Annotated in this window: 10 protein-coding genes; all 10 read right to left on the reverse strand. The window is 58.5% G+C overall.

Annotated elements, in window-relative coordinates; genetic code table 11:
- Nucleotides 1-22: 22 nt before the first annotated feature.
- The 10 genes from ftsY to aroC all read right to left on the reverse strand — a co-directional run bounded on the left by ftsY (nt 23) and on the right by aroC (nt 11975).
- Nucleotides 23-991 (reverse strand): signal recognition particle-docking protein FtsY, encoded by a 969-nt coding sequence (gene ftsY / locus LAP85_05675; GenBank protein MBZ5495872.1) that lies wholly within the window; start codon nt 989-991, stop codon nt 23-25.
- Between the two features lies 1 nt (nt 992).
- The gene (locus LAP85_05680; protein ID MBZ5495873.1) at nt 993-1835 is read right to left on the reverse strand and encodes a biotin--[acetyl-CoA-carboxylase] ligase; all 843 of its coding nucleotides are present in this window, start codon (nt 1833-1835) and stop codon (nt 993-995) included.
- 98 nt (nt 1836-1933) lie between these two features.
- Entirely contained in the window at nt 1934-4612 is a 2679-nt protein-coding gene (locus LAP85_05685) for a valine--tRNA ligase (protein MBZ5495874.1), read from the reverse strand.
- 291 nt (nt 4613-4903) lie between these two features.
- A complete protein-coding gene (locus LAP85_05690) occupies nt 4904-5749 on the reverse strand; it encodes a response regulator (GenBank protein ID MBZ5495875.1) in 846 nt (281 codons plus the stop codon).
- Between the two features lie 8 nt (nt 5750-5757).
- Nucleotides 5758-6894 carry an outer membrane protein assembly factor BamD gene (bamD, locus tag LAP85_05695; GenBank protein ID MBZ5495876.1) on the reverse strand — a complete coding sequence of 379 codons (1137 nt, stop codon included), beginning with the start codon at nt 6892-6894 and terminating at the stop codon, nt 5758-5760.
- 40 nt (nt 6895-6934) lie between these two features.
- Complete coding sequence (rpe, locus tag LAP85_05700; GenBank protein ID MBZ5495877.1) at nt 6935-7627, reverse strand: ribulose-phosphate 3-epimerase; 693 nt, start codon at nt 7625-7627, stop codon at nt 6935-6937.
- A gap of 203 nt (nt 7628-7830) precedes the next feature.
- Nucleotides 7831-9120 carry a hypothetical protein gene (locus tag LAP85_05705; protein ID MBZ5495878.1) on the reverse strand — a complete coding sequence of 430 codons (1290 nt, stop codon included), beginning with the start codon at nt 9118-9120 and terminating at the stop codon, nt 7831-7833.
- Nucleotides 9121-9191: 71 nt separating this feature from the next.
- Nucleotides 9192-10133, reverse strand: coding sequence for a methionyl-tRNA formyltransferase (gene fmt / locus LAP85_05710; protein ID MBZ5495879.1), 942 nt, complete (start codon nt 10131-10133; stop codon nt 9192-9194).
- A gap of 3 nt (nt 10134-10136) precedes the next feature.
- Entirely contained in the window at nt 10137-10646 is a 510-nt protein-coding gene (gene def, locus LAP85_05715; GenBank protein MBZ5495880.1) for a peptide deformylase, read from the reverse strand.
- A gap of 156 nt (nt 10647-10802) precedes the next feature.
- Nucleotides 10803-11975, reverse strand: a complete 1173-nt coding sequence (gene aroC / locus LAP85_05720; GenBank protein MBZ5495881.1) for a chorismate synthase — start codon at nt 11973-11975, stop codon at nt 10803-10805.
- Nucleotides 11976-11978: the final 3 nt, after the last annotated feature.

Below are 11978 nucleotides of genomic sequence, written 5' to 3' on the forward strand. Positions count from 1 at the left end.
ATTTCTTGCATCCGTGTTTACCCTACTCAGAGTTGCCGCTGAAAAGCGAGTCCACGAAACTCTCCGGTGAAAACTCGAGCAGGTCCTCAAGTGATTCCCCGACCCCGATATAGCGCACCGGGATGTTCAGCTCCTGGGCGATGCTGAATAGCACACCACCTTTCGCAGTCCCATCGAGTTTTGTCACTATCAGCCCGGTGACACCGGCGGCTTTCAGAAACTCTCTCGCCTGCTGGAGCCCGTTCTGCCCGGTCGTCGCGTCCATTATCAGCAGCACCTCATGAGGGGCTCCGGGGATCTTTCGTCCTGCGACGCGCCGCATCTTTTCGAGTTCCGCCATCAAATTGGCGCGCGTGTGCAGCCGTCCGGCCGTATCCACGATCACGATGTCGCACTTGCGCGCCTCTGCAGCGGCCAGGGCATCGTGAAGAACAGCCGAAGGGTCCGCTCCGATTTTGCTCTTGATCAGGTCAGCTCCGGAGCGTTCCGCCCAGATTGCCAGCTGCTCGATCGCCGCGGGGCGAAAGGTATCGGCGGCGCAAACCAGGACGCGTTTGCCTTCCTGCGCAGATCTGGCGGCGAGCTTGCCGACGGTTGTGGTTTTCCCGGTGCCGTTGACGCCGACAATCATCCACACCTGCTGTGCCGTCGATGCCGGCCTGGGTTCGGTCTTCTGTTTTGATTCCAGAATGGCTATGAGTTGTGCGCGGATCTCGGACCGCACCTCCTGGGCCGTTGTGATCAGCTGCTTCCTCTGCAGATCTTTGATGGAATTCATGACCTGTGCGGTGGCCTGCACGCCCAGATCCGCACCGAGCAGCACTCCTTCCAGCTCTTCAAGGAGATTGGCATCGATACTCGTCCTGCCGGAGAGGACGCTTTCGATGCGGCCAACCAGATTTTCCTTGGTCGCGGTGAGCGCCTTCTTCATCCTCTCGAAGAGCCCGGCTTTCTTCTCCCCCTTATCTTTCGATCTGGAAAACAGCATCATCTCACCTTTCTTCGCGAGGTGACCGCCGGATGCTCACATCCGCCGCCAGGATCGTCTCCTCGGCGCCGTCCGGCGTGCGGACGACGAGCGCGCCGGTGTCGGTCAGTCCGGCGGTTACGGCAGGTCGTGCTTGGTCGTTCTCAACGACCCAGACCGGAGTATCCCTCCACATGCGCGACAGACTTTTCCACTGCTCGAGAATGGCTTTGTGCTCTCCACGCATAAAAAGATCGTATCCCAGCTGGAAGTGGTACAAAAATCTCACCAGGATGTGCCTTCGCGGCACCTGTACACCGGCCGCCTCGCTGACCGAAATGACCTGATCCCGGAGTTCAGCCGGGAATCCTCCCTGCCTCACGTTTACCCCGACGCCCACTACCGCGGCGCTGATGGCCCCGCCGATGCCGACGGTTTCGAGCAGGATGCCGGCGGTCTTTTTCCCGGAAATCAGCACGTCGTTGGGCCATTTCAGTTCCACATCCAGCGGCTTAGGTATGAAATGAGCCTCGGTCAGCTCCTGTAGAGCGCGGGCCAGTGCAACCGCGGCCACGTGCGTGAGCAGAGTCCAGCAGCTTGGAGATCTCTCGGGCCGGAGGACGAGCGAAAAGTAGAGCCCCGTCCCCGGCGGAGAAATCCACTGGCGTCCCTTCCTGCCCCTGCCTGCAGTCTGGCTCTCCGCAAATACGAGCGTCCCGCTCGCGGCTCCCTGGCGCGCGCGCTGCAGTGCTTCTTCATTGGTCGAGGTGGTTTCCCGGAGTCCTACGACTTGCAGCTTTTCCCAGGCGACAGCTGGAGTCTCATCGATGATCCAGGCCGGAACCAGTTGGTCGTGATCAATTGCCATAAAAGCCACGCGGTCCGTATCCGCGTCCTCTGCGTTGAGCTGTCTTGGATGCGCTTATGCAGCTCCATGTACCAAATGGCCGCTATGGCCGTTCACGGTCAGTTCGGCGGCAACCGGTTCAGGTTGGCTTCCAGCCTCTCCAATCTTGCCAGCAGATCTGCGTGCCGTGTGCGGTTTTCGGTGACCACTTCCTCGGGCGCCCGGTCCATGAATTCGTGGCTGTTCAGCTTTTTCATTATTTTCTGGATATCGACTTTGAGCCGGTTGAGTTCCTTTTGCATCCTCTCGCGTTCCGCCTGGATGTCGACAGCGCCCTGAAGGTTAAGGCCGAACTCACCGCGCTTCCAGACACCCTTGAGCTGAACGCGTTGGGAGGGGAGTTCCGCAGCGAATTCAGCTCTGCCCAGACGGGCCAGCAGTTTGATCTTCTCGAGGTTTGCCTGCACCAATTCCCGAACCGTGGGATCAGGAATTACCAGGGTAACGTCGAGCGTCTTCTTCGGTTCGACGTTCATCTCGGCGCGCGCCGATCGCAGGCCCACCGTCAAATCCATGACCACCTCCATGCCCAGGGCTGCTCGAGCGTTCTCGCGCACCGCACGGGCGCCTGGAAACTCCTGGATCATGATAGATGCGCCGACATGGGGGAGCCGCTGCCAGATCTCTTCGGTAATAAAGGGCATGAATGGATGCAGCAAGCGCAGAGAATAATCGAGTACGTGTACGAGGACGGTCACGCGCCTCCCGCGTGCCTCCGCCGCAATCCCTTCCCCGGTGAGAGCCGGTTTGACCAGCTCAATGTACCAGTCGCAAAGCTCGTGCCATATGAATTGATAGATCAGGCTTGAGGCTTCGTGGAAGCGATACTTGTCGAGCGCTTCGGCAATATCTGCGGAGATATGGTTGAGACGGTGCAGAATCCACAGATCCTCGAGAGGCAGGCTTTCCTTTTCGCGGGCGAGCAACTCGTCAACGGTTTCGGGCGCCACCGGCGGATCGTCTTCAGTCAGATTCATCAACACGAAACGCGCGGCATTCCAGACTTTGTTGGAAAAAGCGCTGTATCCCTTCATGCGATCCGTCGAAAACGGGATATCCGTCCCGGGCACCGCCATCGAGGAAAGCGTGAACCTGACCGCGTCCGCGCCGTACTCTTCAATTAACTCCAGTGGTTCGATCACGTTGCCGCGGGTCTTGCTCATTTTCTTGTGGCTGGCGTCGCGCACGATGCCGTTGATGTGAACCTGCCGGAAAGGGATCTGCCCCATGAACTTGAGCCCCATCATGATCATGCGGGCCACCCAGAAAAAGATGATGTCGGGCCCGGTGATGAGCACATCGGTCGGGTAAAAAAGATGCAGATCCGGTGTATCGGCGGGCCATCCCAGAGTGGAAAAGGGCCAGAGTGCCGAGCTGAACCAGGTGTCGAGTATGTCGGTCTCCTCCCGCAATGCTGCCCCGCATTTTGTGCAGCCGGCAGGAGCGGTTCTCGACACGATGATTTCGCCGCAGGCATCACAATACCAGGCGGGGATTCTGTGTCCCCACCAGAGCTGGCGCGAGATGCACCAGTCATGAATGTTGTACATCCATTCAAAGTAGCGCTTCTTGAAAGCGTCTGGTACGAACTGGATCTCGCCCTTCTCGACAACCTCAATGGCCGGCCTGGCGAGGGTGTCCACCTTCAGGAACCACTGCATTGAGATCTTGGGTTCAACCACGGTAGAGCAGCGATCGCAATGTCCGACGTTATGCTCGTATTCGGCGACTTTGACCAGAAAACCTTCCGCTGCCAGGCGCTGTATCAGTTTCTCACGGCACTCGAACCGGTCCATTCCAGCATAGGGGCCGGTCTCGGCGGTCATTTTGCCGCCAGCATCGATCACGGTCACCCGCGGGAGGTCGTGCCGGCGTGCCATTTCGTAGTCGTTGGCATCGTGGGCGGGCGTCACCTTCACCGCGCCGGTTCCGAATTCCCTGTCGACGATCTCGTCCGCAATGATAGGGATCTCGCGATTCATGACCGGCAGCAATACCCCGGCACCGATGAAGCCGCGATAGCGATCATCGTCCGGATGGACCGCCACTGCGGTGTCCCCGAGCATGGTTTCCGGACGCGTGGTTGCCACAATCACATGCCCTTTTCGTCCTATCAGGGGATAACGTATATACCAGAGCTTGCCATGCGTAGCGTGGTAGGCCACCTCGAGGTCTGAGATCGCGGTTTTGCAACGGGGGCACCAGTTCACCATGTATTCGCCGCGATAGATCAACCCTTCCTCGTAAAGGCGGATGAAGGCCTCCTGCACGGCGTGGGAAAGGGCGGGATCCATGGTGAACCGCTCCCGGCTCCAATCGCAGGAGACACCCATGCGGCACATCTGGTTGAGAATTGTGCCCCCGCTGGATTCCTTCCATTTCCATGCAATCTCGAGGAAGCGCTCGCGTCCGAGATCAAAGCGGCTCTTGTGCTCGGCTTCCAGCTGCTTGTCGAGCACATAGTGCACGGCGATGCTGGCGTGGTCCATTCCGGGAAGCCAGAGCGTGTTATAGCCGGACATGCGCTTCCAGCGCACCAGGATGTCGTGCAGGGTATGTTGCAGGGCATGCCCCATGTGCAGCGTGCCCGTAACATTCGGTGGCGGAATTACGATGGAAAAACGCGGCCTGGTTGAAGGATTTTCCGCCTTGAAATAGCCACGCTCCTCCCAGACGGCGTACCAGCGTTGTTCAAATAGAGCAGGATCGTAAGATTTACCTAACATTTCCCGGGGCATCACTACCTCTTTTTCAATGCAACCGCAAAGCCTCGCTGCGCTTTGCGGGCATATACAAAAGGGGCATTGTATGCGAAATCCGGCGTCGAGTCTAGTTCGGGCAGGAGCGCTTCCGTGACTCAGACACGGCAGGCAAAAAGCAGCCACGAATGACGCGAATGAGACGAATTGGGCGTGAGCAGGCGCTATCACCCCCGCTGCGGGGGCGCAGCAATACTCCGCAGTCTCAGCGATCGCTGTGTTGAGGTTTTTGGATGCGGCCAGCTGCCGCTCGTGACTTGTGGCTGCGTCTTAAATCTTGCGGGAGGAGCGCAGCTCATCGAGATACTGCCGGATCATGATCTCGGATAGCGCCGGGACGACTTCCCAGGCGATTTCACGCACAACTTGCTGGGACATGCGCCTCACGACCTTCTCGACAATCTGATCCACCGCCTCTTCCGTGAGTACGCTCGGGGATGTTTCCAGCCCGCTGCCTCTGATGCCGGGAAAAGGGATCACCTGCCGGGGTGCGGCCGGCCGTTGCTCCGGGGGCGCTTTGTCCGTCGGATTTTCTGCTGGAGAGGCAATCCTGGCTGCAGACTCGAGTTCCAACGCAGGCGCATCAAACAGTTCGAGGATCCGGTGTTCGCCGAGAAACGATTCGCGCGTGCGCACGCTGATGAGCCCTGCGGCAAGCACATCGCGGGCGGCGCCGCAGGCGACTCTACCTGCAACCTGCGATTCCGAAACCGCTGCCGCAGACTCCACGCCGGCTTTCGCAGCTCCGCGTTGATCCACGAGATGCCGGACGATCTGGATGAGTTCCGAAGTATCAAAGGGCTTAGTGAGATAGGCGTCACATTTAACTCTGGTTGCCTCCTGCTCGTCGAATGGCTCAAATGTGCCGACCAGCAGCACTACCGGCGTCCCGGCCAGCATGGGATCTGACTTGATCGCAGCACAGACCTCGTATCCGTTCCTGCCCGGCATGAAAACGTCGGCCAGCACGATGTCCGGCCTGTCAGCATGTGCTTTTTCGATCGCCAGGTTCCCGTCGGTGACCGCATCGATAGTGACATCCTCGGCCGCAAATGTGAGGCTTACTACCTTGTGAATAGTGACGCTGTCGTCGGCGAGGAGGAGTTTCGTAGCCATAAATCGTCTTAATACTGCTGTTCCGCCTTCTTCTTTTTCTTGGTTTTGTCGTCTACCTTCTTATCATCTTTCTTATCGGTCTTTGCCGGGGAGACGTTAGGCTTGACAACCTCCTTGCCGTTGGCGTCCTTTGCGATAGTTCCGGTAAGCACGATCTCTCCCGGTTTCGCTCCGGTCTGGGTGGCTGTCGATGCGGCCGCAGCTGCCTTGGTTGCCGCGACGGTTTTTCTGGCCTCCTCATAGCGGTCGGGAGAGCTGATGAACCCCATGGCGGACGCGAGGTCGATGATTGGTTTCAGTGGTGAGAAAGGCACTGGCGGCTTCACGAGCGCCTGGTTCTGCGCTGCCAGGTCAGTGTCGACTGCGGGAACCGGTTTGCCCATCTTTTCCAACTGCGCCTTGGCTTCGGAAAAGTACTTGCTGAACGGGTAGCCCCTGACAATGCGCGCGAGGGCGGCGACGGCTTCATCGGTGTTTTCGGTCTTTTGATCAGCCTCGGCCTGTTTGAAAAGGGCCTCGTCCATTCGCGAAAAGCGGGGATACTTCTGCGTCAGCTCCCTATAGCGCGACACGGCACCAAGATAGTTGCCCGTGTGAGCGTACTGATCTCCCACCATCATGTCGCTCTCCGCCAGGCTTTCGCGCACTTCGTCCAGGAGCGTTTTGACGACGGGAACGTAGTCGTTGTTCGGGTACGCGGTCAGGAATTTCAAAATCTCGGCCTCGGCTCTCCTCGTTTCTTTCTGATCGCGATCAGGCGCCCGCATCTGGCGCATGAGAATGGAGATGATTTCAAGCTGTGCATCGGGGGCTTTGGGATTCGTCGGGAAGAAGATGATGAAGTTCCTGAACCTGTCCTCCGCCATGAGGAGGTTTTCGGTTCCGCCTTCGCGGAGAAATGAATTGGCCATCGCGAAGTAGGCTTCGGGCTCTAAATCGCTACCGGGATAGGTGTTGATCAGGGTCTGAAAAGCCAATCGCGCCTGTGTGAATTGGCTTTTGTCCAGGAACTCGTTGCCGGTCTGAAAGAGCGTCTTGTCAGGTGGAACCACGCTCTTTTGGAGCTTGGCACCCTTCTGGCCGCCACACCCAGGCAAGCCTGCCAGGATAAATAAAAAGACCATCCACCTGAGATATCGTCGCATCACCTGCCTCCAAAGCCAGGAAACCCGGAAACCAACGGGGTCAAATCCTCTCCTGCCTCCCCATGTGCCGATCCGCAATTCCCTTGAATTCGCGCACCGCATCGAACGGAGTTGCCTTTGATTTGAAGATGGCGGAACCAATGACGATCACGTCGGCGCCGGCTGAAAGAACTTCAGGCAGATTGCCGGTCTCCATGCCGCCATCCACTTCGATCCTGGCTCTATTGTTATTTAACGTAATCTTCTCTCTAAGTTTCCGAATTTTCTGGAGCGCAGATGGAATGAACTCCTGGCCACCAAATCCGGGGTTCACGCTCATCACGAGGATAAAATCCACATCAGGAATCACTTCTTCCAAAGCACTGATCGGAGTCGCAGGGTTGATCGCCACGCCAGCGCGAACTCCCTGACTCCGAATATGTTGTATCGTGCGGTTCAGGTGCACGTCTGCCTCGGCATGGACCGAGATCCAGTCCACGCCGGCGTGGATCATCTCATCTACATATCGCGCCGGCTCCTCAATCATGAGGTGCGCGTCCAAAGGAAGTTTGGTGATCTTTCGAATTGAGGCGACAACTGGGGGGCCGATCGTTATGTTGGGTACAAAATGGCCGTCCATAATGTCGAGGTGAATCAGGTCCGCCCCCGCCTTCTCCACACTCTCAATTTCTCCGGCCAGATGGGCGAAATCTGCCGACAGAATCGAGGGTGCGATGATCACCGAATTCGCCAATGTCTCTTCACCTCTCGACCATTTTTCGCTGAAGGGTAGCACAGCAATCCACGATATGCAAGGCGCCTAAGTCCATGCTGCGCATTGAAAAAGCGGATCTTCCGGGAGTTTCTTCGCGCGCCGGGCCCAGCCCGTCTCCCCGGCTGCAAATATGCACAATCCCGACCTCGCTCGATCCGTCAGACAAGCCTCCGGATTGCATTTCATTCGCGGGTGCGGGTCATCAATGCCGCAAAGAAACCGTCCCACAACCGGGCACTTGGAAAACTCCTAAAAAACCCTTCGTGGTCGAGCCACGTTTCGATGCCTGCAGGAAATGCAGGCTTCAGGATGCTGAACTCCGGATGGGAATGAAGGAACCCATGAACTACATCTTCGTTTTCCTCAGGTTCCGTGGAGCAGGTCGAATAAAGCAGGAGGCCTCCCTTTCGAACGGCACCTGCGATCGAATCCAGGAGGCGTCCCTGTTTTCGGCCCATCTCCGGCAGCCACTCCGGCTGGAAACGCCATTTGATTTCCGGATTTCTCCTCATTGTCCCGAGTCCCGAGCATGGAACATCTGCCAATGCGGCGTCGAAGTGGATCCGGAACGGCAGTTCTGCCCGAGCGTCGGCGACCAGGACACCGGAGGGAGCGCCTGTCCCTTTGGCTAGCGTCGCGAGCAGGCGCCGCGCGCGTTCCAGGTCCAGATCAGAGGAAACCACCCATCCAGACGGGCCGCATCTCTCCATCAGAATTGCTGACTTGCCACCCGGGGCGGCGCATGCGTCCCACACACGGGAGCCGTCGAGGGGGCCGAACAGGTGCGGTATCAGCTGGGAAGCCTCATCCTGGATGCGACGGCCTCCGGCACCATGTCGCTGCTTTGTGTCTTCGACGAGAAAGGCCCCGGGTACCAGGTCCGAAGGGCGCACGTCCGGCAAGTCCTGCCCCAAAATACTGCCGGACCAGCGGAAGGCGGTCTGGGGCGGGCGGTTGAGCGAGAGCGCATATTCACAGGTCCGATCGACGCCGAACCTCGCTTCCCAGCGGTCCCAGAGCCAGCGCGGCAGCGACACACGCATCCAGACGGGACAATCACGGTGAAAGTCCGGTGCCGTCCAGGGACGCTGCCGTCCCAGGTTGCGCAACACTCCGTTGACGAAGCGAGCGGCGCCCGCCCTCAGATGATGCCTGGCCAGCTCAACCGCGTCGTTCGTGACCGCATGGTCCGGCACGCGGTCCATGCGCGACATCTGGTACAGGCTGAGCCGGAGCAGAATTCGAGCCTTTGGATCCACGCTCTCCCAAGGCCGTGCGATCGCGCTTGCGAGGATATAATCAAGCCAGGCACGCCAGCGGAGCGTTCCATAGGTAATCTCCGTTGCCAGGTTCCGGTCCCGAGGCTCGAGACTGGACACGGTTTCCGAGCTGAGTACATCGTCGGCGTGTGCCGACTGCAATTCTATGCGGCATGACAAGTCGAATGCCGATTGTCGAGCCGGAGCAATCAAGGTTTTGATCCGATCTGAAATACCAACGCAGAGAAATGAATTGCTTTCAAATATCCGCGCCGCGGTGATTTTTAGACGAATAACCGCTGGCCGGGTTGGAGTCTCGCGCCGTTGGCGTATTCTCGCCCGGGCATCCTCCTTTTGCCGGCAGGCTGAACCTCGAGGATTTCCAGGATGCTCCCTCCCCCACACGCTATTCTCATACCGGAGCCGGACGCTCCCAGGAATATTCCGGCGTCGAGTTCCTGCGTTCGCGATTCATCCGGCGGCGTGCTTCGGATAATCTGGAGCCTTTGGCCCCGGCACTCCGAATACGCCAGGGGCCATGGATTGAGCCCTCGAATCTGGTTGTGAATGCAGCGTGCGTCCCGGTTCCATGCGATCAGGCCCATTTCTTTCGTGATGCGCGGAGCAAGACTCGCCAGGCTGTCGTCCTGCGGAATTGGCTTCAAGTCTCCGCTCGCCAGACCTGCAAGCGTCGGGATCAACAGTTCAGCCCCGACTATCGCCAGCCTGCCGGCAAGTTCCCCTGCAGTCATCGTGGCGGTAACCTCGACTTCTTTTTTCAGCAGCATGGGCCCGGTATCGAGATGCTCGTCCATCAACATGGTTGTCACACCAGAGACCATCTCGCCGTTAAGGATTGCCCAGGTGACGGGAGCCGCGCCCCGATAGTGAGGAAGAAGAGAGCCGTGCACGTTGACGCATCCCATCCGCGGCAACTGAAGCAGCCACAGAGGCAGGATCTGTCCATAAGCGACAACTACAACAAAATCCGGTTGGAGGGATGCGAGAAGGGGCTGGTTTTCCGGCCCCCTGATCTTCTCAGGCTGAAAAACAGGTATGCCGGCAACGCGAGCGAAGGTCTTGATAGCCGAAGCCTGAGCTTTTTGTCCGCGTCCGGCAGGGCGATCAGGCTGCGTAAAAACAGCACAAACCTCGTAATCGCTGCCCAGCAAGGCCTTCAGGGATGGGACGGCGAATTCAGGCGTGCCCAGAAAGATGACACGCATCGCTCACCACTCGCCCGCTTTGGCAAGCTTCTTGATCTTGTTGCGGATGAGCGTCTTCTTCAGGGAACTCAAGCGATCGATGAACAGGATACCGTCCAGGTGGTCGATCTCGTGACTGAAGCACCGGGCCAGCAGTTCCGCGGTTTCAAAGTGCAATTCCTCGCCATGGATGCCCTGCCCGCGGACGATCAGCTTGCGCGGACGTACGACGGTGTCGCTAAACTCCGGGATGCTGAGACACCCCTCTTCGCTCCTCTGCTCCCCTTCGCTCACCACGATCTCAGGATTGCAAATTACGATCAGCTGCGAGGGATCCTCCCCGACCGAAAGATCGATGGTGGCCAGCCGAATGTTCAATCCAATCTGCGGAGCAGCGAGTCCGATGCCCGGGGCGCTGTACATGGTTTCGATCATGTTTTTGGCGATCTTCTCGAGTTCGCCATTGAAGACGGTGATCGGCTTGCTCATCGTCTTCAACTCCGAAGCGCCGTACTTCAGGATGGGCAGTACCATAACCGATACATTTTAGATGAGATAACCGTGCATGTCTACATTCCCGGATGCCGGAAAAGCAAAAGCTCAACGCCGAGGCCAGCGCAAACACCCGACGCGTCGGGATGGAGGTTCCACCTGCTCCGTGTTTTCCACGGCCTTTGTACTGATATTTTTCTAAAACTCTCGCAGCAACCGAATGTAGTTTGTGAAGTTTGCCTCCAACTCGGCCATGGAGTCGCCGCCGAATTTCTCCAGGACGGCTTGCGCCAGAATGATGCCGACCATCGCTTCCGAAACCACGCCGGCCGCCGGAACCACGCACGTGTCGCTACGTTCAAATAAGGCGGCGCGTGCTTCTTTGGTGACCAGATCCACAGACATGAGCGGCTTCCGCAGCGTGGGAATTGGTTTGACGAAGATGCGTGCACGCAGATCAGCTCCGTTCGTTACTCCGGCCTCCAGCCCGCCGGCATTGTTGGTTGTACGGAAAAAACGTCGCTGCTCCGCATCATAGAAAATCTCGTCGTGAACGTTCGAGCCATTCCTCTGCGCGGCCGCCACCCCGTTGCCTATTTCCACCGCTTTGACAGCCGGAATGCTCATGAGCGCCTGTGCCAGCCGGCCATCCAGTTTTCGATCCCACTGCGTGTGCGATCCCAGCCCAGGCGGGACCGGCGCGGCCACGACCTCCGCAATCCCGCCAACAGTGTCCCCGTCTCCAGCGGCCTTGTCAATCAACGCTACCATTTCGTCTTGAATCCTGGCGTCGGCGCAGCGCAGGGGCGATTCCGGGTCGATTGCCAGGATGCCGTCGATTCCGATGTTCTCCAATTGCGCCGATATGTGGGCCGTTCCAATGGCGATCACGTGGCTCCCGATGCGGATGCCGATCTGAAGAAGGAGGAGTCTGCAAAAGGATCCGACGGCAACGCGTGCGGCGGTCTCGCGGGCACTGGCGCGTTCGAGCACATCTCTGACATCATGAGTTTGCTGCTTCAAGGCCCCGGCGAGGTCGACGTGCCCCGGCCTTGGGCGTGTGACCTGCCGGAGGGTGGCCCCTTCAGGCAAAGGATCAGGCGACATCGCAATCTTCCAGTTGGCCCAATCTCTGTTTTCAACCACGAATGAAATGGGGCTGCCGAGCGTTCTTCCGTGCCGCACGCCCGAGGTGATCTCGACATGATCCTTCTCGATCTGCATGCGCCGGCCGCGGCCGTAGCCCAGTTGCCGGCGATGGAGCTGGCTGTCGATGAAGTTCGTGTCGATAGCCAGCCCCGATGGCAGGCCTTCAAGGACGCCGGTCAAACACTTCCCGTGAGATTCGCCGGCTGTCACAAAGCGAAGCATAAG

It is taken from the genome of Terriglobia bacterium (genome assembly GCA_020072565.1).
Lineage (GTDB): Bacteria > Acidobacteriota > UBA6911 > UBA6911 > UBA6911 > JAFNAG01.